The organism is uncultured Campylobacter sp., from assembly GCF_937980635.1.
In the GTDB taxonomy this organism is placed as follows: domain Bacteria; phylum Campylobacterota; class Campylobacteria; order Campylobacterales; family Campylobacteraceae; genus Campylobacter_B.
In genome coordinates, this window is record NZ_CALJPG010000031.1 from 1 (window position 1) to 19,541 (window position 19,541).

Genomic DNA, 19,541 nt, shown 5'->3' on the forward strand with positions numbered 1-19,541 from the left:
TATACAAGAGCGATGCTTAAAGGGGGCTGAATAGAAAAGAATTTAAACCAAATAAATTTTATGCTCGGCATGTGCCACTACTTCGCCAATGATAGCGCTACCAGCGTAGCCTGCGTTTCTTAAATTTGCAAGCGCTCGCGCTGCGTCCTTTTCCGCTACGGCAAGCAGAAGTCCGCCGCTGGTTTGCGCGTCGCAAAGCATTATGTCCGGCTCGGAATCGACGCCAGGCGCGATAAATTTTAAATTTTTATAGCTTCCGGCAGGGATTAGCCCCTCATCAAGGCACCTGAGGGCGCTTTTTAAAAGCGGAATTTTGCTAGGATAAATTTTAAAACTCACGCTCTCATTTATCATTTCAAGCGCATGTCCAAGCAGTCCAAAGCCCGTCACGTCGGTCGCGGCATGTATTTTTAAGCCTGCTAGCGCGCGCACGGCATAAAAATTTAACAAAATCATGCTCTCTATCGCGTCACGAAATTCTTCAAATTTAAGAAATTTCGCCTTTATAGCCGTAGCGATGATTCCCGTACCGAGAGGTTTTGTTAGGATCAGCAGGTCGCCTTCGCGCGCTGTATTATTGCTCCAAAATTTATGCGGATTCACCCGCCCCGTGACGCTAAGCCCGTAATAAATTTCGGGGGTAGAGATGGTGTGACCGCCTACCAAGACCCCTCCGCACTCTTTAATTTTGTCTTTACCGCCGCGCAGAATTTCGCGCAGAATTTCGTTTGAGAAATGACAATCGTCAAAACCCACGATATTTAGGGCATTTATTACTTCGCCGCCCATCGCAAATACGTCGCTTAGGGAGTTTGCCGCCGCGATCTGTCCGAAAATAAACGGATCGTCCACCAAAGGGGTAATGAAATCGAGCGTCTGCACGAGCGCAAGATCGTCGCTTATGCGAAATACGCTCGCATCTTCGTTGCTGCAGGTGGACGACAGCAGGTTTACATTAGGCTCGATTAAATTTCCAAGATTTTCGGTTAGACCCGCCGGGTCAAGCTTGGCGGCTCAACCGGCGGCTGCAATAAATTTCGTGAGGTTAAAATCTCTGTAGATCATAGCTTGATTACTTCGTATTTCGATAGGACGTCCATGATTTCGTATGCGTTTGAAATTTCGCCGATCGCGAGCTTATCGACCAGTTTGTAACCCTCTAGGCAGCTTCCACAGCTTAAAATTTCAGCTCCCGCTTCGTTTAGCTTCTTGATCGCCTCAAAGCATTCGTGGCCGCGGTTGGTGGTTATGCGCACGGCGTTGTTTACGCAGATGACCTTCACTGGCTTTTCGTCTAAGCTTAGCGTTGCGCCTAAAAATTTAGCAAGCAGGCTTTTTCCGATCGGGCCGCTTCCGCACTGCTCCTCGTTTAGGAATATCACCTTGCCTCTTTTTGGCGCCGCGACGTCACAATAAATATCGTCGATACTTTCATCTTTCAGCTTGTCCGTTTTTACGGTTTTTATAAGCGTGTCGGCACCTGCTTGTGAAATTTGCGCCTCAAAGCCGTTTTTAGCCAAAAAGCGCTTTATGTTTTCGCGCGGCGCTACATCGTTTACTAAAATTTCTAAACTCTCTCCGATTTTTAGCTCGCCGAGGGCTTTTTTAGTGCGCAAAAGCGGCTCCGGGCAATTTAAATTGCGACAATCTAGTTGCATATGTAATCCTTAAAATAAAATTCTTTGAACCTCAAAGCTAATGCGAGCCTCACGCAAGCAGGCCCGCATAAAATTTACCCAAGTTATAAGCGCGGGTACTTCGCTTCGAATTGCGATTTGGCGATCTGCCCCTTATCCAACAGCTCGCGATACCAGTAGTGGTGAAGTACGTAAACTTCCTCCTCCGGCTTGTGTCCATCGATCATCGAGTGGATGGCGCCGCTGATCGCAAAGACCGCCATATAGATATGCACGAGCAAAAACACCGCGCAGACTGCGCCCAAAAGGTTATGGATAATCGCGCTTGCTCTTAAAATTTCGATCTGGCTCATACCTAGTGCGCTTCTCATCTCAGGGATATTGTAATCTAAGAAAAACATCGATGCGCCCGTGGCTATCATCACTATGCCGCCTAAAGTCGCGACCCAAAACCACGCCTTTTGGCCTGCGTTAAATTTACCCGCAGGAATCGTGCGCTTCTTCTTACTTAGATAGCCGCCCACGATCATCATCCATCTGATATCGTAAGTTCGCGGCAGCATACGCCAAAACCATGTCACTAGCATAGGCATAACGGCGATCGCAAAGGCTATCGTAGCCAGCCCGTGAGCGTTTTTACAAAATCTCACGAAAGCGCCGCCGCCGAATTCCTCGCCAAACATCATAATTAAGCCTGTCGGAACCAAAATCGCCCATGCTACGGCCGCTACGAGATGATATAATCGCTCAAATTTATTAAATGCATAGATCGGTTTGCCCGCGTGATGATCGAAGTGCTTCGGCCCTATGATCGCGTAGTGCCCAATAAAAGCTATGATTACGCCCAAAACCGCACCCAGCGCCAACCAAGCAAAAAAGCCCGAGCTTTGCAGATGTCCTTGAAATTGCAGAAAAATCGGACCGAAGCCGTTGCCGTAGCTATCGATGTTTTCTAGCCTTGCGTTGCCCCAAACATCGCTATTTCCCTGCACGATATCGGCGTATTTTTTCTCCTCGGCCTGCGCATAAATACAGGTGAAAAGCGCGAGAAACAATCTTTTCATGGATTTCCTTAGATATAAAATTCGAGCCGATTATATCATTTTTTGCAAAAAAATTTCTTAGAAAGCAAAATTACATTTTTGCATTAAGCGCCGCGCTAGTTTCGCCTCGCATACTCGTCGTAGCCGAATTTTTTGATCATTAAAACCTCTCCGCACTCGTCCGCCAAGACGAGATCGGGCAGCTTGATGCCGTTAAAGGTCGTGTTTTTCACGATCGTGTAGTGGATTTGATCCTCGAAAATGACCCGATCGCCGATGTTCAGCGGCGCGTCAAATTTATACTCGGGCTGCCCGCTCTCAAGCCCCGCGACGTCGCCTGCGAGGCAGGTATTGCCGCCGAAGCGATAGCTAAATTTACCGCTCTTACTCTCGCCGCGCACCGCAGGACGATACGGCATCAGCACGGTATCGGGCATATGAGCTTCAGCGGAAGCGTCTAAAATAGCGATTTTAGCGCCGTTTTCTACTATGTCAAGCACGCTAGCGACCAAATATCCGCACTCCCAGCCTACCGCCTCGCCCGGCTCGAGATAAATTTCGACTCCATATTTTTCGCGAAATTTTTTAATTAAATTTATCAGCAGCTCCACGTCGTAACCTGCACGCGTGATATGGTGCCCGCCGCCGAAATTTAGCCACTTTAGGGCTCTAAAATACTTGCCGAATTTCGCCTCGAAAACCTCGAGCACCCGCTCTAAGCTCTGAGCGCTCTCTTCGCACAGCGCGTGAAAATGTAGCCCCGAGATGCCGCGCAGAAACTCGCCGTCTTGCAAGATCGCCCGCTGCAGCGCTTCAAGGCTCATCCCGAGCCTGCTAAAGCTGCCGCACGGATTGTAAGCGTCTTTGGGCGCGAAGGAGGTCTGAGGATTTAGCCGCAAGCCGCACGATGCGCCCGCAGCAAGCGCCTTTGCGCGATATTTTTGCCACTGCGCGGCGCTATTGAACACGACGTGATTTGAAATTTTTAAAATTTCGTCCAAATCATCCTCTTTGAATGCGGGCGAGTATGTGTGGATTTCGCCGTTTTTGATAAATTCCACGGCAAATTTCGCCTCGTACAAGCCGCTGCAAGTGGCGCCCCAGAGGTATCTGTCAACGTAGGGCATCGCGAAGCTAAACGCAAAGCCTTTCAGCGCGCATAGAATTTTTGCTCCGCTTCGCTCGCCTACGCCGCGTAAAATTTCTAAATTTTTTACCAGTTTTTGCTCCTCGCACACGTAAGCGGGGGTCGAAATTTCATCGATTTTCATCATTTTTCCTCATTAAATTTTTACGCAATTATATAAAATTTTATGAATTTTTGGTTAAAATCGCCCAATCTTTAAAAAAGGACAAAAATGGTAGAGATAGAATTTTTAGGACCGATCGGGCGCGAGCCCCTGCGCCTAAACGCAAACTCCTTGCAGGAGGTAAAAGCGGAGCTGCAAAAGGACGAAAGTCTGCGAGAGTGGCTCGTAAACTGCGCCGTAGCAGTAAATGATAAGATGATTTATGATGCGAATTTCGAGCTTAAATCCGGCGATCGCGTGAGCCTTCTGCCTCCCGTTTGCGGCGGCTAAGCTTAGGAGGCGGCGATGAGTAAGGCTAAATTTAATCCAGAAATTTTAAACGGGATCGAGCCTGAAATTTATGAGGGCAGCTTGGACGTGAACGCGATTTTATCGCGCTGGTACGCTAAATTTAAGGACGCAAATTGCGGCGCGTTCATCACCTTTGTGGGCATCGTGCGCGAAGAGGGCGGCATCTGCGCGCTGAGCTTTGATATATACGAGCCGATTTTGCGGACGTGGTTTGAAGCGTGGCAGCAAAAGGCCGCGGCACAGGGCGCATTCGTGCTTTTCGCACATTCAAAAGGCGATGTACCGATCCACGAAAGCTCCTACGTCGCAGGCGTCGTAAGCCCGCAGCGCAAGGTCGCTCTGGCGCTAATAAACGAGTTTGTGGAGGATTTCAAGGCGGCTGCGCCGATCTGGAAATATGACGTAAAGGGCGGTAAAATCGAAGGCGGCAAGGTAGTAGGCGGGAAGAGGTTCTACGCGGTGGATCGCTCACAGAGGGTAAAAGGCGCGGGGCTTTTGGGTTAAATTTACTATTTGATTCTTAATTCAAAACTAGCGAAGTCTAGTTTAAGTTGTTTTATAATTTTTTTATGGACTTTATCCTATATTTCCAGTTATCGATAAATTCTACTTTATCTTTTAAAATACATGAATCCGTAGGTAGCCATCCATCAGGCATCCACTTACCAAACTTTTTATTATAATACCTCTGTACTATTTTTTTCTTCCTATCATTATACAAGCTACACCATATCTTATATCGGAGGCCTTTATAACCAACACTCCTTGCGTTCTTTATATCTTTGCAAGCTGTTTGCCAAGTAATATATTTTTGATCATGTTCTGACACTGCATTGGAATAATCCGGCTTAGTCTTTCTAGGAAAAATTTCAACAATGAAATAGTTAAAATCAATTCTCCCATCGATCCTGTCGCAAATATTGCTCTCAATGATATCAACCCACTTACCGATCGTATTTACGCTTCTCACCAAATCTCTAGTAATAAGAACTGCGGCGGAATTACCATTTCTAATATAGCTAATATATTCTGCATCATATTTATGATTATTTACAATATTATCAGCCATTGTTTTTACTCCATATAAAATTCCGTTATTACAAAATTTACTTAAAAATCTATTCAAACCAAAATATTAAAATTTAAACACGCTCTTAGCTTCAGCGATGCGCTCACCAAGGCTCGTAGCGGTATCTTCGCCGCTTGCCGCGCACCTAAAGATCGGCTCAAGCACCTCGGCGAAAAAGCCGTTTAGCCCCTCCTGCATGATCTGCGCGCCACTTTGATAGCGCGCAAGCCCCATAAATACGCCGTGTCCGATCGCACCCAGGCCCTTTGCCTCATCGGTGATAAACTTATTCAGCGCCTTGCAAACCGCAACGACCGCGCTTGCATTTACGATCTCGCGATCTCTTAAATAATCCTCAAGCGCGCCGTAATCGCACTCGCATCTGATCCATCTAAACGCCTTTGCAATCGACGGCGAAACGCATTTGTGCTCATTTAGAGTGCATAGGACATATAAATTTTTAGGCACCGCAAAATATGAGCGGCTGTCCTTTAAAACGACGCTAGCGCGCACTTTTTCGCCCTCTTCAAAGCCGTCGATTATGTGAGAGTTTTTCGTGCGGATCAGCGAAAGCTCGTCATTCTCGTCGTAGCGGCGATCCAAAAGCACCGCCGCCTCGCCAAAAATTTTATCCAAGCTCGCGGCACTTGCATTGTCGATCAGAAAATAATACTCGCCCTTCGGATCGTTTAGCGCCTCTTTGCAAAGCGCTTTAAACTCGCCGTCGATGAAACTTTTGCCGTAAAATCCGTCTATAAAATCGCGATATTCAAAGCCTTCGTGCAGGCAAACGTAGCGGAAATTTTTTGCCGCAAGCTTCTTTTTGGTGATCAAAGATCGCAATCTGCGGGTCTTGCCGGTACCGATCGCGCCGTAAAAGATCGTATTTTTTGCGACCTCTTCGCTCTTGTAATTTTTAACGTATTCGAAAAATAGCGAGGAGTACACGATCCTAGCCGCGCCCACGACATCCTGCGGATACGGGGTAAATTCCGCGATAAATCGCGAACTTACTTCGTAAAATTCTTCGAAAATTTCAACCTTTTCGTCGTAGAGCAAGGATAAAATTTGCGCGGTTTCATCGCGATAAACGAGCGTCGGAAACTCATCATTGCACTGCGCAAATATGCTAGCTAGCAGATAGAGCTTTTCGCGCGAAATTTGCGCGAAATCGCCGTCCTCGGCAAGTCCTAAATTTAGCATCCCATCATCGCTTAAGTAGCTGTCAATCAGATAGAAATTATCGGCATTTATCGCGGATTTTAAAAATTCCATCAGCACGAAAGGCTGATTATGCAGCGCGACGTCGAAAAAATCGATCGCCAAAGCGCTGTCCACCGCCGTAAGAAGCCTGTAAAGCTCATCGTAGAAATTGACTAGCTTTTGTTTAAAAATATCGCGCGCAGTGCGCTCCTGCGAATAGCTATTGAAATTTTTGACGATATTTTCGATGAAAACATAAAGCGAGACGATATTTTTATCCTCGCCACTAAGTACGCTATCTACGCTTTTTACGGCATTTTTAGGAAACAGCTCCTTTTTGCCGACGATGCGGTCTTTGAAAGCGAAATCGTAATAAAACGCGCTGATATTGGAATCAAAATACTGATCCATAAAGAAATACTCGGCGTGCGCGAACTTCTCGCCCAAAGATAAAATTTTGCAGCTTCTAAGATTGCCGTCACTGAGATTTATATACAGAGTTTGCAAAAACTCGTTCTCGGCCTCATCAAAGCTCGCCAGACAGCGTTTGATCTCGCCTAAATACTTTGAAATCGCGGTTTGTTTTTTAAGCCAGAATTGGTTTTTGTTGTGATTTTTCCAGCTGACGACCAGCGACTCTATCTTTTCCTTGCTAAAATCTTGCATGACTCATCCTTGAAAGATTAAAATTGTGTATTGTACTTGAATTTAAATAAATAATTAATAAAACTCTGATCTCGCGACAGAGCGCGAAAGCAAATTTTATTAAATTTACGCGCCCGGGGCGATAGGAAATTTTAAAATTTACTGCGCGCTAGATCTATCCGCGACCCTGCACCAACGGGACGAATTCGCAGGCGCCAAGCTCCTCTTCTTTGATCTCGCTTGGCGAAATTTTACTAAATCTAACGATCTTTTGCGAGCCGCCTCTATTCATCGGAGCGACCAAAATTCCGCCGTCCGCAAGCTGCGCAAACAGCCGCTCGTCGATCCGCTCGGCGCACGCAGAGAGCAAGATCCTATCAAAAGGGGCAAAATTTTTCCATCCCGCGTTGCCGTCGTCATGACGCAGGCTGATATTTGAAATCCCGAGATTCGCAAAGTGCCTTTTCGCCTCGCCCACCAGCCGCTCGACGCGCTCGACGGCAAAGACGCGGTGAACCATCCTGCTTAAAATCGCCGCTTGATAGCCGCTGCCGCAGCCGATCTCTAAAATTTTCTCGACCTTCGGATCCACGTTTAGCGCCATCGTCATGCGCGCGACCGTCAGCGGCGAGCTGATCCACTGGCTGGCCAAAATGGGCTGCGCGTTAAGGCTGAAAGCGTGCGCGCCGAGCGGAGCGAACTCGCTTCTAGCGACGCTACAAAACGCCTCAAAAAGCGCCGGATTTAAACTTACCTGCTCGGCAATGTCGTTCGCCATCTTTTCGCAGCGAAGCCGCTCTAGCGAGACCATGGCGCGCTCTCAATTGAACTCGCTTCGAATTTAAAGCCGCGGAAATTTTCGCTTCGCTTAAATTCGGGGTCGATAAAATTTTTAAAAATACCGCCAAAGCGTTCGCGCTGCACCGAAAAAGCATACGCCGCATTTCGGTACATAGCGCGGCTAAATTTTAAAAATTTTGCCGACGATGGAGCACTTGCAGCACTCATCGCATGTCCGTGCCGCGCCGGACAAGTATCTGCAAAATATCCGTGCCGCGATGCGGCAAAGCAAAATTTCAAACCGCAAAATCCGCTAAAAATCATCGAAACTCAAACTTCCTTTGCTGTAGTTCGTGACTTTGCTCTCAAAAAAGTTGCTCTTTTGATCGTTAAATTTAGAAAAATCATCGACCCATTTTATCGGATGTTTCGCGCCGTATCGTTTCTCAAGCCCGATGGCAAGCAGGCGCTGATCGACCAGGTAGTGGATGTATTCTTCGATGATGTCGTCCGTAAAGCCCATGATTTGGTTATCCGTGATGTATTTGCCCCAATCGATCTCTAAGTTTCCCGCCGTCTCGAACATCTCGTAAATTTTATCCACGTTGCGCTTGTTAAACAGATCGGCACGCTCCTTGCGAACGGAATTTATCATGTTTTGAAAGAGCAGCAGATGCGTGATCTCGTCGCGCTGTATGAAGCGGATCATCTGCGCGCTGCCTAGCATCTTGCCCGCGCGAGCAAGCGCATAGATCGACGTAAAGCCGCTGTAGAAGTAGATCCCCTCTAAAATTTGATTTGCCACCATCGCTAGCAGTAGCTTATCGTCGCTAACCTCGCCCGCGAGCTCCTCATAGACGCTTGAGATGTAGTCGTTTTTCCTGCGGAGCATATCGTCGTGCTTCTCCATCTCGTAAATGAGATCGGTGTTTTCACAGATCGCCTCGACCATGACGGCATAGGATTTGCTGTGGTTGGCCTCCTCGTAGGCTTGGCGAGCGAGCACGGCGTTGATCTCCGGAGCCGTGATGTAGGGGTTGATATTATCGGCGAGATTGTTGGTCTGAAAGCTATCCATCGATATCAGCTGGCTCCACACGAGATCGTACATCCGCTTCTCGGCGCTTGTGAGATTGAAGTTATAATCGCGCACGTCATCGGTGGTATCGACCTCTTTAGGAAACCAGGTGTTGGCCTCCATTAGATCCCAAAGCTTCAGCGCCCATTGATATTTCGCCTTGGTAAAATTTAAAATACCCTGCGGATTGCCGCCGAAGACCTTGCGATCGGTAAGCGTCTCGTCGGAGAAGGGGTTGTAGATTTTTTTCCTATCCATTTTTTGCCTTTTTAAAAATTTAGGGCGTATTGTAACGAAAAAAATCTTATCGAAGGCTTTGCAGACAAAATTTAAAGGCGTGAAATTTCACCCGTAAAATTTGCGCAGAATTTTATAAGACGCACACAGCTCGGCAGGAGCACATGGCGGAATTTTGCGACTAAGCGTGCAAAAGCTAAATTTTATACCAGCTGCATACTTGGAGCTTTGAAATGAAATTTTACGGCGAAGCTTTGGGGTAAAATTTTATGATGGAGGAATTTTATGATGAAATTTTAAAGGCATGCGGTGCGATTCCATCTATTTACTTTTTGCCAATGCCTGCGGCAAGCGCCATTGCGGCAAACGACGAAACAAAATTTTATCGAGACACGCAATACATACTGTAAAATGTGCGCGCTAGATTAAAATTTCATCGCATTCATTGCGGCAAGATGCTCGTGGCAGCGCAAATTTAATCAAAATTTCGAAGTTCGATCTTTAGATCGGTGCGGATTTTGCTCGGATCAAAGCTCGCAAGCGGCGCGCTTAAATTGCCGAAATTATCGCCGGTAGGCAGGAAGTTTTGCAGATAATAGACGCCGCGGTAGCCCTCGCTGTATAGAATTTGCGCCATCCGCTCGATCTTCGCTTCGTTTAAAAAATCCGCATGCATGGTCGTGCGCACCTCAAATTTAAAATTTAGCCGCTGCAAAAGCCTAAGAGTTTGTAGAAATTTATCATATAAACTTGACTTCGTAATGAGCTCAAAATCCTGCCGCGGCGCCTTAAAATCAAGCGCGATATAATCGATCAGCCCTAAGTTTAGCGCCTCTTCGATCTTTTGCGGATTTGATCCGTTGGTGTCAACCTTTAGCAAAAAGCCGCGCCGCTTAACTTCGTGCGCCAGCGGGATAAAATCGCTCGCACAGGTGCATTCACCGCCGCTAAATACGATGCCCTGAAGCTTGCCAGCGCGCGCATCCAAAAAGCGCAGAAACTCTTCGTTTGAAATTTTACCCTGAGAAGTAACGATTTGTGGGTTGTAGCAGTATATGCAGCGCATATTGCAGCCGCAAAACCACGCAATCGCGGCGATGTGATCAGCAAAATCAAGCATCGTAAACGGCGTGATCTCGTAAATCTCCGTGTTACGCAGGTTTAAGGCTTGCGGCGGCTTCGTATGCGTTTGTTGCATTTGGCCGGTAGCGGCGACTAGGCGATCTGCTTTTTGTCTTTTTTCTCTTCAAAAAAGACGCGCTCTTTGTGTTCGCCCTTCTTTCCGATATTAAAGCTCTCTACGGGGCGCAAATAGCCCATTACTCTTGTGTAAACGACGCATTTTGTGCGTTTTGCTTCTAACTCTTTTGGAAATTCCATCCTCCATCCTTTCATTAAGATTAAAATTTAAATCGCTATTTAGGCGCCCTTGCTCTGCTTGGCCTTGTATTCCGCAAGCAGCTCCTCGTCGCATTTCGGGCAGTATTCATGCTCGCCGCTGATGTAGCCGTGCTTATGACATACGCTGAAAATCGGCGTGATCGTGATATAAGGAAGCTTGTAGTTTTGCACTACGCTTTTTACGAGCTGTTTGCATGCCTGAGCCGAGCTTATGCGCTCCTTCATATACAGATGCAACACCGTGCCGCCTGTATAGGAGCTTTGCAGCTCGTCCTGCATCGCCAGCGCCTCGAACGGATCGCTTCCGAAATTTGCCGGAAGCTGCGTAGAGTTGGTGTAGTATATGTTTTTATCAAATCCCGCTTGGATGATATCTGAGTAGCGCTTCTTATCCTCTTTGGCGAAGCGATACGTCGTGCCCTCGGCAGGCGTAGCTTCGAGATTGTACAGGTTGCCCGTCTGCTCCTGAAACGAGCGGATCTTCTCGCGCAGATACTCAACCATTTTAAGGGCAAATTTACGCCCGAATTCCGTCGTAATATCTTCTTTGTTGCCGCTGAAATTTCGTATCATCTCGTTTGCGCCGTTGATACCGATGGTACTGAAATGGTTATTAAAGCCCGGCAGATAGCGCTTCGTATATGGATACAAGCCGCGCTCGAACATCTCGGTAACAAATTTTCGCTTCTTCTCAAGCGTCGATTTTGCAAGCTCTAAAAGCTCGTCCAGCCTCGCATAAAGCGCCTCTTCGTTATTTTTATATAGATAGCCTAGGCGGGCTAAATTTATCGTTACGACGCCGATACTTCCCGTCATCTCCGCGCTTCCGAAAAGTCCTCCGCCGCGCTTAAGAAGCTCGCGCAGATCAAGCTGCAAGCGGCAACACATCGAGCGTACGGCGCCAGGTTTATACGCCTTTGGATTCGGTACGCGCTCGCCCTTTTCGTTCGTGATATATTGCGAGCCGATAAAATTTTGAAAATAGCTAGAGCCTACCTTAGCGGTGTTTTCAAATACCGCGTCGGCCGCAGGAGTATCCCAATCAAACTCCTCCGTTAAATTTACCGTAGGAATCGGGAAGGTAAAGGGCTGACCGCACTTATCGCCCGTGGTTAAAACCTCGTAAAACGCGATCACGATGCGATTCATCTCAGGCTCGAAATCGCCGTAAGTCAAGGCCTCGAGCGAGTCCTTGCCGCGCCTTTTAGCCTCGGCCAAAAGCTCCTCGTCGCGTAAATTTTTAAATAGATGTTCGTTGTTGTGCGTAGGGATCTGCGTTTTTAGATCATCCGGGCAGGTCATATCGATGGTGACGTTGGTAAACGGGCTCTGACCCCAGCGCGCCGGAACGTTTAGGTTAAACACGAAGCTCGTGATCGCCTTTTTGACCTCATCGTCGCTTAATTTGTCGCGGAAAACGTATGGCGCCAGATATGTATCAAAGCTACTAAACGCCTGTGCGCCCGCCCATTCGCTTTGTAAAATTCCAAGAAAATTCGCCATCTGATACAGCGCTTCGCGGAAATGCTTCGGCGCCTTGCTCTCGACGCGACCGCGCACGCCGTTAAAGCCCTCGTTTAGAAGCACGCGCAAGCTCCAGCCCGCGCAATACGCCGTAAGGCAGTCCAGATCGTGGATATGATAATCGCCGTTTCGGTGCGCCGCGCCCTCCTCGCGAGAGTAAATTTTATCTAGCCAGTAGTTTGCGATGACCTTGCCGGCGGTATTATTGATAAGGCCTGCGTTTGAGTAGCTGGTATTGGAATTTGCTAAAATTCGCCAATCCTGCTTGCTGATATATTCATTGACCGTCTGGGTGCAGTTGATATAGGTCGTATCCTCCTCAAGCCCCAAAATGTGCTCGCGCTGCATCTTGTGCGTGTGGCGGTAAATCATAAAGCTTTTCAAAACCGCGAAATTACCCGCTTCGAAGAGTTTTTTCTCGATGAGATCCTGAATATCTTCGACGCTTAATTTATCTTTAAAAACGATCGCGCTCATTACATTATCAAAGACTTTTTCGTCAAACTCGCTACCCACGCTTTTGTAGGCTTTTTTGATAGCATCTTTTATTTTGTAGGATTGAAATTCTTGAAAACTTCCGTCTCTTTTAATGATTCTCTTCATAATAACCCCGCGAATTTTCTGAATAAATTGGCAGAAAGTATATCAAGGAATCTTTAACTCAAAATTAAAGGAACGAGCGGAATATCCGTTACAAATTTTGCTTATAAAAAACGAAATTTAACCAAATCTCGCTATAATCGCGGAGTTTATTTTATAAAATTTGGAAATGCTATGAAAAATTTTAAAATAAGTTTTTTCGTGATCTTGCTGTGTGCCTTTTTAGCGGGCTGCGCTGCGCTTAAAGGCTCCAAAAGTGCGGATAATTCGGCACTTGCAGGAGGCATAGATCATGCTGGGTATCCAAACGCATATCTGGAGCGCATCGCAGGCGAAAGCATCGCCGATCTACTCTCGAAGCGCATAGTCGGTAAGAAAGGCGGTAGATTCAGCGTCGTCGGCATCGAGCCACTGGACGGGACGAACGCGCACGGCGTAGATGCAGAATTTTTAAGCAAAAAAATTAGAATTTCGCTGCTGCATTCAGGCAAAGCGGTCGTCACAGACGCCCCAAGTAAAGATGAACTCGTATTTAGCAACGATGGTGTAAGCCGTGGCTATCACGCCGTAGAAAGTGGCTCGATCTACGCGCCAGATTACATCTTGGTAGGTAAAATTTTACCGCAAAGCCCCGCTGCGACAAACAATGGTAAAACAGGATCTAAAAAAGCAAAAAGCTTAAATTCTGCAGCCAAAAATTCTACCGCACAAGCAAGCGAAAGCCTACTTTTAGAGCTTTCGATGATAGATACTCGCAACAACAAAAGCGTGTGGAAGTATAAAAAAGCGCTTCAAAAGCAAATTTAAGGAATTTTTCGCTAAACTCACAATTCATTTTTTTGAAAGGCGGTGAGGAAAGTGCCTGGAGTAAAGGTATATCCGAACGAATCATTTGACGAAGCCTACAGACGCTTTAAGAAGCAGACCGATCGTAATCTAGTCGTTACTGAGGTTCGCGCGAGACGATTTTTTGAGCCGATGACGGAAGTCCGCAAAAAGCAAAAAATTTCAGCTCGCAAAAAGATGCTTAAACGTCTTTACACGCTACGTCGCTACGAGTCACGCTTGTAGCAGCTTGCGCGGATTTGCGGATTTTAAATTTGCAGATCTGCGCGAAATTTTATCCCACATCTTTTTTAAATTTATAGCCCGCTTAAAATTTATCCACCGCGTCAGCGCCGAAATTCCGATCTAAATTTTAAAATTTATCTAATTAAATTTACCCGCCTTTTTGCGGCGCCTGCTTTATACGACATATCCGCCGGCGAGCCACTAAATTTTGAAATTTATTTTTACCTATTCGTTTTTTAGATATACTTCTACATAAATTTCAAGGAGTAACCATGGACTTAAACGACTACCTCCACACTCAAGGCCAGCAGCCCTCAAACCCTCAAGAAAAAGAAGTAGCACTCATCAAATACACCTTCATCGCAGCCTGTGCCTTAAAAGCTATAGCTGAACTAGTGCTATTGCTATTAGGAATTTACGGTGGATTAGGAGTATTGCTAAGCGCAGCGGCATTCGTGCTTTTTATCTTTAGTATTTATAATATCTCTAAGCTTATCGCAAGCCACAGTCTTTTGCGCAACGCAGCCATCGCCTTTGCGGCAATATTTATAGGCGTATTGTTATTTATATTTTTAGCGGGCGGCATCATCGCTCAAATACTACTTGCATTGGGATTCATCGCATCGTTTCTATTTTTTTATAGATTTTATCAGGAGCTTGCCGACACTAGCGGCGTCGCGATATTTTCATATTGCTTTATCGCGCTTGTACTTGCAGCTATTGCAAATGCGTTTTTGGCGCGTTTTTCACTGCCTGCTACGGTGCTACTAAGCTTAGCGGCTCTTGCGCTTAACGCTTTTGCTATGTTCAGCGTAGAGGGTTTTTCTCGTTCGTATTATTCTTATGATCTTAGAGGCAAGAGATAAATTTTGATTGCTTGATCGATTGTGGAAAGACCAGCAAAGAGCTAAATTTTTAAAATTTAAAATCAAGGAACAAGCCGTGGTCTATTTCAAACACATATTTCTCGCGCTATTTTGCGGAGCGCTGTTTTGCGGTGCGCTTTACGGCGAAAATCCAAATAAAATTTCAAAGCAAAATTCTAAATCCGACTTCATCTGGGGCGTTACGATCGACGACGGCTGGTACGAGGACGCGCAAGACGCTTCGGGCGCGAAGCTGCAAAGCATCGTACGCGCCCTGCAAGCCCTACCCGTAAAGCCGACCGTGCGCGTCGTAATGTCAAAAGAAATTAGCCCGCGCGAATACGAGCCCCTTTTTAGGCGACTTAGCGAGGTTTCGTACGTGATGGCCTGCCCCGTGGACTCCTACGAGATGAGCTCATACAAAAGCGTGAAAAGCTACGAAAAGAGATTCGCGGACGCCTTCGCTGCGCTCGCGCCCTATGTGCAGATCTGGGAGATCGGCAACGAAATAAACGGCGAGGGCTGGCTCGGGGACGATGCGAATTTCATCGCCGCTAAGATGATCGCGGCCTTCGAGCTCATCCACAAAAATGGCGCTAAGACGGCGCTTACGGCGTATTATACGCCGAGCGGAGCGCAGAAAACGCAGATGCGCGAGTGGCTTCGAAAATTCGTGCCGCAGGATATGAAAGATGGGCTGGATTATCTTTTCGTAAGTTACTACGAGGACGACAACGAGGGCTTTGCGCCTGATTGGAGCGAAATTTTTACCGATCTGCAAAGCGCCTTCCCCGCTTCAAAACTCGGCATCGGCGAGTGCGGAAACACGGCATCAGGCGCTACGCAGGCGAGCAAAAAGGCGATGATGAGGAGATATTATACAATGCCGCGCTACGTGAAAAACTACGTAGGCGGGTACTTTTGGTGGTATTTCGTGCAAGACTGCGTAAGCGGGGCGGGACTCGGCGCTTCAAACGGCAAAAATCGCGGCGAGCGCGACAAAGCAGAGGCCGCGAACGAACTGCTAAAAAGCCTTAGCGAAGCAATAGGCGAAGCGTACAGATAATGCGCGGAGGATTTCAAATTTAAAGCGAAATTCTACGATTTTTAAGTGCAACGAGGTAAAATTTAGATATGAAAACTTTTATAAAAATTTTAAAAATTACCGCCTTGGTCGTGAGCGTTGCGTGCGTGCTTTTTGTGCTGTATATATTTGTGATTTTAAATTTGCTTTTTTCATCCGATACGCCCGAGGGTTGCGATCCTAGTATGCCACTAGCGCTTGCGATTATATAGATGAAAAATTTGAAAAAGAGCTACAAAATTTGCCTCCCGTCGCCGCTCTGCCGCCCCTAGAAAAAAGACCCGTATTTTGGCTAGGCGAGAAAAAATTCGCAGGGGGTGCGAATTTTGATTATCTATACATTAAGGACGATTTTGGGGTCTGGCTTAGGTATAAAGACAGCGATAGCGACGACTTTTTGCTACAAAAAGATATGCCAGAGCGCTACTATGGATACGACGAGATCGATCGTTCGCCGGACGAAAGGTGGGTAAGTAGAGAGCTTGGATATTATAGCTACGGCATCTACGATATTTCGCTTTTTGAAAACGAAGCCAAGATATTTTCTCAAACGGCGTATAAGGTCGTGAGAAAATTTATCGGTTTCTTTAATCTACACTCTATGAGGGGCACCTCTTTTGCGGCTCCACAAGGCACCGAGGAAAATTTAAACGCTATAAGCGAGCTTCAAACTCCGCTTGCGGATTTTCCGCAAAAGCAGAACTACTCCTCGCTCGGTTGGGCTTATAAACCAGAAGCCAGAGGTTATGTCGGAGATAAAATAGCCAAAAAGCTCGCTCGCAATATCTTTGAGATCCCTGGCGAGGGATGGCAACAGACCATACGTATAAACAGCAGCGCCAAGGATATCAAGGTTATCTGCGGAGATGAAATTTGCCTCGCGCTTGCCTTCGATGAAAGCGAATTTAATCGCTGCGATAACGATACGCCTCATACAGCAATTTATACGCTAAATTTAAAGCAAAAATTTAATAATTTTCATACGCTTACTAGCGAAAATTTTAACTACGTCAAGCTCGGTGATAAATACTCTTTAGACGATGTGGAATCCTTTAAAATAGTTTTATCGAGATTCAGATATATCAAGGGGTATAACAAAGATCGCGAAATCACGGACTACGAGGTTATATTGCGAAATAGCGAGGGCGAGCAGGTTAATGAAATCTGCAGAAATGAAATTAAGAGGGCTCGCAGCCGCTTGCGATAAATCTAAGATAGCGCCGCAGGATTTGACACATAAGATCATAATTACGACGCGCTTTAATTTAGCTCTTAAAATTTACGCGAGAATTTTAAAAATTCGATGCTTCAAGCTTTAAAATTTGCCCGCGGAGCTTTTAAAATTTATCGCGCGGCTTAGGTTTATTTTATCCGCGCCAAGACGGCGAAATTTTTAGGGCATCGCGATAACTAAGCACAAGATAGCGAAATTTCACAAAGCTGCGGTGAACAAGATACGCAGAGAATGCACGCAAATTTCAAATTTATCTGGATTTTGCCCGCCTGCCCGACGCCTAGCACAATTATTTAGCTACAATCCCTCTTGCTCGCTTTACTTTTCGCTCGTCTTACGATTTGCTCGTCTTGATAGCTATTGAACTTTGCCGAAGCTACTGCGCGCCCTTTTGCAAAACTGCGCGGTATGCGGGATTATATGGCCATCGCTCGCAAGTTTTGTAGCACATGCGCGCGATAAAATTCCGTAGCGCAGGTATTTTAAATAAATTTTGATTTAAAAGCGCAGACGCAGAGGCGATTTAAATTTAAAGCTCACGTGCTCCACGGCTAGCCTGCAAGCGCTCTGCCCGCGAGCAGCCCAGCGTAGCAAAACAGCATACAAACGCATACGCTTAAGACCGCGTTTAGCACACCCATAGCAAATTCTCGCGCCAGCAATAATTGCAGCGTATCGTAGCTGAACGTAGAAAATGTCGTAAAGCCGCCCAGCGCGCCTGCGACAAAAAATACCCGCAGGCTCTGCGTTAAATTTAGTGCGAGTAAAAACCCTATCAGCAAGCTTCCCAGCGCATTCACGCAAAAAGTAGCGATCGGAAACGCGCTCCAAAATCCGGCGCGATCCATTGCGCGCGCAATCACTCCGCTTAAGCCTACTCGCGCCATCGCGCCTACACAGCCGCCTAGACCTGCTAAAATCAAGTTCGTCAATCCAAGTCCTTTTAAAATTTGTAAATTTTATTTCGCTATCTCGCCTCCATAGGACGAAAGATGTGTGACTTCGCTATTTTAACGCGGCTAGTTAAAATTCAGCTTTTAAAATTTGCTCGCGCTTTTTGAAATTTTGTTTTAAAATTTTACTCGTGCGGCGAAATGCGACGTTTTACGCGCCGCCGCAAAACGGCGATCAAACGCGCGCAGTGTAAGAGGACGATAATGCAAAAGGGCGGCGTAGCAAAACAGCGCGAACGCTTAAAATCGCTCTGACGTGCCCGTAGCAGGCGCTTAACCGCGCTTGTAGCGGAACGATCGCAAAGCAAAACAATAGCGCGGCAATCGCTGCAGCGCTACTACAGCGGGCGCTACTGTAGCACCTTTTTTAGCGCCAGCGCAAATAGCACGACGTAGAGGACGAGCAGCCATTTTTTCTGCGTTTCGCGCCTTGCGCGGCGAGCTTGAGAGGTGCCGAAATACACGCCCAAAAGCCCGCCCACGGCTAGCAGCGCGCCGCGTTCGTAATCCACATGGCCGTTGTACGAAAGGCTCAAAAGCGCGCTAAATGAGCCAAAAACGATGAAAAATAGCCCCATGCAGACCGCTCTTTTGATATCGACGCCCAAAAATCCTACCAAAATCGGCGTCAGAAATACCGCGCCGCCCACGCCCATGCTAAGCGCGATCGCGCCGATAGCAAAGCCGATAAAAAACAGCACCGCGCCGTGGGGATCGGCGTTGCCGCCGCTTGTTACGTTCGTGCTAAAGAGTTTAAGAAATGAGATCGCAAGCGTCAGCAAAAGACCGATCTCAAGCACGATTTCTGGCGAGTATTTTACGATGAATCCCGATATGCTCGCGCCGCACAGCCCTCCGAGCCCCACCGCGATGCCGCTATCTAGGCGAAGCTTGCCCGCGCGGTAGTTCAGATATGAGCCGAAAAGCGAGACGATGAACATCTGCATCACCGAGATGCCCGCGGCGGTCTTGACGTCGTATCCCAGAGCCATCATCACGGGCATTACAACTGTACCGCCGCCGATACCGAAAAAGCCCGATATGAAGCCCACGACGACGCCGACAAAGGGGAGTTCTAGCATTTTTGATCCTTAAAATTTGAAGCGAAGTTTATAGCTTTAAAATTTAAAGCTTGATAAATTTACGGAATTTTGGATTTGAAAGCGGGAAATTTGCGGGGTTTTGAGGCGGGGAATTTTGATAGTGGGATTTCGGTTTAAAATTTTATGTGTGGGATTTGTGAAATTTGGAAATTTACGGGATTTTAAAGCGTGAAATTTCAGAGCACAGAATTTTAATTGCAGAAATTCGGCTAAGAACTTTATGCGCTGGGCTACTAGAGTTTGTAGCGACGGCGTATTTTTACTGCGTTTGCGGATTTTTGGAATTTCAAAGCGTAAAATTTTGTCTCAAAATTTTATTACGGCGTAATTTAATACTGCAAAATCTCGCAAAGTAAAATTTTAGACAGAATTCCTGCGGTGAATTGCAGTTAAAATTTTTTCCGCACAGAGC

The 19,541-nt window shown here is 46.7% G+C and carries 19 protein-coding genes and 1 pseudogene; 8 read left to right on the top strand and 12 right to left on the bottom strand.

What is annotated here, in order from left to right; genetic code table 11:
• Positions 1 to 42: 42 nt before the first annotated feature.
• The 4 genes from selD to nspC all read right to left on the bottom strand — a co-directional run bounded on the left by selD (position 43) and on the right by nspC (position 3,954).
• The gene (gene selD / locus Q0460_RS08750; protein ID WP_299086442.1) at positions 43 to 1,062 is read right to left on the bottom strand and encodes a selenide, water dikinase SelD; all 1,020 of its coding nucleotides are present in this window, start codon (positions 1,060 to 1,062) and stop codon (positions 43 to 45) included.
• Positions 1,062 to 1,658 carry a sulfurtransferase-like selenium metabolism protein YedF gene (yedF, locus tag Q0460_RS08755; protein ID WP_299086386.1) on the bottom strand — a complete coding sequence of 199 codons (597 nt, stop codon included), beginning with the start codon at positions 1,656 to 1,658 and terminating at the stop codon, positions 1,062 to 1,064. The genes selD and yedF overlap by 1 nt, the downstream gene beginning before the upstream one ends.
• Positions 1,659 to 1,741: 83 nt before the next feature.
• Complete coding sequence (locus Q0460_RS08760) at positions 1,742 to 2,701, bottom strand: formate dehydrogenase subunit gamma (RefSeq protein WP_299086387.1); 960 nt, start codon at positions 2,699 to 2,701, stop codon at positions 1,742 to 1,744.
• 95 nt (positions 2,702 to 2,796) lie between these two features.
• A complete protein-coding gene (gene nspC, locus Q0460_RS08765) occupies positions 2,797 to 3,954 on the bottom strand; it encodes a carboxynorspermidine decarboxylase (protein WP_299086388.1) in 1,158 nt (385 codons plus the stop codon).
• 84 nt (positions 3,955 to 4,038) lie between these two features.
• On the opposite strand from nspC, the gene Q0460_RS08770 reads away from it, so the two are divergent.
• Entirely contained in the window at positions 4,039 to 4,260 is a 222-nt protein-coding gene (locus tag Q0460_RS08770) for a MoaD/ThiS family protein (protein ID WP_297945346.1), read from the top strand.
• A 15-nt stretch (positions 4,261 to 4,275) separates the two neighbouring features.
• A complete protein-coding gene (locus tag Q0460_RS08775; RefSeq protein WP_299086389.1) occupies positions 4,276 to 4,785 on the top strand; it encodes a molybdenum cofactor biosynthesis protein MoaE in 510 nt (169 codons plus the stop codon).
• 52 nt (positions 4,786 to 4,837) lie between these two features.
• Here the strand turns inward: Q0460_RS08775 and Q0460_RS08780 are convergent, their stop codons facing one another.
• The 6 genes and pseudogenes from Q0460_RS08780 to Q0460_RS08805 all read right to left on the bottom strand — a co-directional run bounded on the left by Q0460_RS08780 (position 4,838) and on the right by Q0460_RS08805 (position 12,821).
• The gene (locus Q0460_RS08780) at positions 4,838 to 5,350 is read right to left on the bottom strand and encodes a hypothetical protein (protein WP_299086390.1); all 513 of its coding nucleotides are present in this window, start codon (positions 5,348 to 5,350) and stop codon (positions 4,838 to 4,840) included.
• A 66-nt stretch (positions 5,351 to 5,416) separates the two neighbouring features.
• Entirely contained in the window at positions 5,417 to 7,219 is a 1,803-nt protein-coding gene (locus tag Q0460_RS08785; protein WP_299086391.1) for a hypothetical protein, read from the bottom strand.
• A 154-nt stretch (positions 7,220 to 7,373) separates the two neighbouring features.
• Positions 7,374 to 8,009: a protein-L-isoaspartate(D-aspartate) O-methyltransferase gene (locus Q0460_RS08790; protein ID WP_005869383.1), complete on the bottom strand. Its 636-nt coding sequence runs from the start codon at positions 8,007 to 8,009 to the stop codon at positions 7,374 to 7,376.
• A 282-nt stretch (positions 8,010 to 8,291) separates the two neighbouring features.
• Positions 8,292 to 9,314 (bottom strand): ribonucleotide-diphosphate reductase subunit beta, encoded by a 1,023-nt coding sequence (locus Q0460_RS08795; RefSeq protein WP_177387058.1) that lies wholly within the window; start codon positions 9,312 to 9,314, stop codon positions 8,292 to 8,294.
• Positions 9,315 to 9,768: 454 nt separating this feature from the next.
• Positions 9,769 to 10,491 carry an anaerobic ribonucleoside-triphosphate reductase activating protein gene (locus tag Q0460_RS08800; protein WP_299086392.1) on the bottom strand — a complete coding sequence of 241 codons (723 nt, stop codon included), beginning with the start codon at positions 10,489 to 10,491 and terminating at the stop codon, positions 9,769 to 9,771.
• A gap of 17 nt (positions 10,492 to 10,508) precedes the next feature.
• Positions 10,509 to 12,821: pseudogene (locus Q0460_RS08805) on the bottom strand (ribonucleoside triphosphate reductase).
• A gap of 171 nt (positions 12,822 to 12,992) precedes the next feature.
• Between Q0460_RS08805 and Q0460_RS08810 the strand changes: the two are divergent.
• From Q0460_RS08810 to Q0460_RS08835, 6 genes are all read left to right on the top strand, one after another.
• Complete coding sequence (locus tag Q0460_RS08810) at positions 12,993 to 13,625, top strand: hypothetical protein (RefSeq protein ID WP_299086393.1); 633 nt, start codon at positions 12,993 to 12,995, stop codon at positions 13,623 to 13,625.
• 51 nt (positions 13,626 to 13,676) lie between these two features.
• Positions 13,677 to 13,889, top strand: coding sequence for a 30S ribosomal protein S21 (gene rpsU / locus Q0460_RS08815; RefSeq protein ID WP_005869392.1), 213 nt, complete (start codon positions 13,677 to 13,679; stop codon positions 13,887 to 13,889).
• 272 nt (positions 13,890 to 14,161) lie between these two features.
• A complete protein-coding gene (locus Q0460_RS08820) occupies positions 14,162 to 14,755 on the top strand; it encodes a hypothetical protein (RefSeq protein WP_299086394.1) in 594 nt (197 codons plus the stop codon).
• Positions 14,756 to 14,831: 76 nt separating this feature from the next.
• Positions 14,832 to 15,821, top strand: coding sequence for a hypothetical protein (locus tag Q0460_RS08825; RefSeq protein WP_299086395.1), 990 nt, complete (start codon positions 14,832 to 14,834; stop codon positions 15,819 to 15,821).
• 68 nt (positions 15,822 to 15,889) lie between these two features.
• Positions 15,890 to 16,051, top strand: a complete 162-nt coding sequence (locus Q0460_RS08830) for a hypothetical protein (RefSeq protein ID WP_299086396.1) — start codon at positions 15,890 to 15,892, stop codon at positions 16,049 to 16,051.
• Positions 16,052 to 16,080: 29 nt separating this feature from the next.
• Positions 16,081 to 17,046 carry a hypothetical protein gene (locus tag Q0460_RS08835; protein WP_299086397.1) on the top strand — a complete coding sequence of 322 codons (966 nt, stop codon included), beginning with the start codon at positions 16,081 to 16,083 and terminating at the stop codon, positions 17,044 to 17,046.
• Between the two features lie 578 nt (positions 17,047 to 17,624).
• Here the strand turns inward: Q0460_RS08835 and Q0460_RS08840 are convergent.
• A complete protein-coding gene (locus tag Q0460_RS08840; RefSeq protein WP_299086398.1) occupies positions 17,625 to 18,005 on the bottom strand; it encodes a CrcB family protein in 381 nt (126 codons plus the stop codon).
• A gap of 371 nt (positions 18,006 to 18,376) precedes the next feature.
• On the bottom strand, positions 18,377 to 19,108 hold the full coding sequence (locus Q0460_RS08845; RefSeq protein WP_299086399.1) for a sulfite exporter TauE/SafE family protein: 732 nt from the start codon (positions 19,106 to 19,108) through the stop codon (positions 18,377 to 18,379).
• Between the last annotated feature and the right edge of the window lie 433 nt (positions 19,109 to 19,541).

Coding starts and splice junctions, on each gene's coding strand:
- nspC (WP_299086388.1), bottom strand. CDS start 3,954: ATGATGAAAATCGATGAAATTTCGACCCCCGCTTACGTGTGCGAGGAG.
- Q0460_RS08830 (WP_299086396.1), top strand. CDS start 15,890: ATGAAAACTTTTATAAAAATTTTAAAAATTACCGCCTTGGTCGTGAGC.
- Q0460_RS08770 (WP_297945346.1), top strand. CDS start 4,039: ATGGTAGAGATAGAATTTTTAGGACCGATCGGGCGCGAGCCCCTGCGC.
- Q0460_RS08810 (WP_299086393.1), top strand. CDS start 12,993: ATGAAAAATTTTAAAATAAGTTTTTTCGTGATCTTGCTGTGTGCCTTT.
- Q0460_RS08760 (WP_299086387.1), bottom strand. CDS start 2,701: ATGAAAAGATTGTTTCTCGCGCTTTTCACCTGTATTTATGCGCAGGCC.
- Q0460_RS08775 (WP_299086389.1), top strand. CDS start 4,276: ATGAGTAAGGCTAAATTTAATCCAGAAATTTTAAACGGGATCGAGCCT.
- Q0460_RS08800 (WP_299086392.1), bottom strand. CDS start 10,491: ATGCAACAAACGCATACGAAGCCGCCGCAAGCCTTAAACCTGCGTAAC.
- Q0460_RS08785 (WP_299086391.1), bottom strand. CDS start 7,219: ATGCAAGATTTTAGCAAGGAAAAGATAGAGTCGCTGGTCGTCAGCTGG.
- Q0460_RS08780 (WP_299086390.1), bottom strand. CDS start 5,350: ATGGCTGATAATATTGTAAATAATCATAAATATGATGCAGAATATATT.
- Q0460_RS08820 (WP_299086394.1), top strand. CDS start 14,162: ATGGACTTAAACGACTACCTCCACACTCAAGGCCAGCAGCCCTCAAAC.
- Q0460_RS08790 (WP_005869383.1), bottom strand. CDS start 8,009: ATGGTCTCGCTAGAGCGGCTTCGCTGCGAAAAGATGGCGAACGACATT.
- yedF (WP_299086386.1), bottom strand. CDS start 1,658: ATGCAACTAGATTGTCGCAATTTAAATTGCCCGGAGCCGCTTTTGCGC.
- Q0460_RS08795 (WP_177387058.1), bottom strand. CDS start 9,314: ATGGATAGGAAAAAAATCTACAACCCCTTCTCCGACGAGACGCTTACC.
- Q0460_RS08845 (WP_299086399.1), bottom strand. CDS start 19,108: ATGCTAGAACTCCCCTTTGTCGGCGTCGTCGTGGGCTTCATATCGGGC.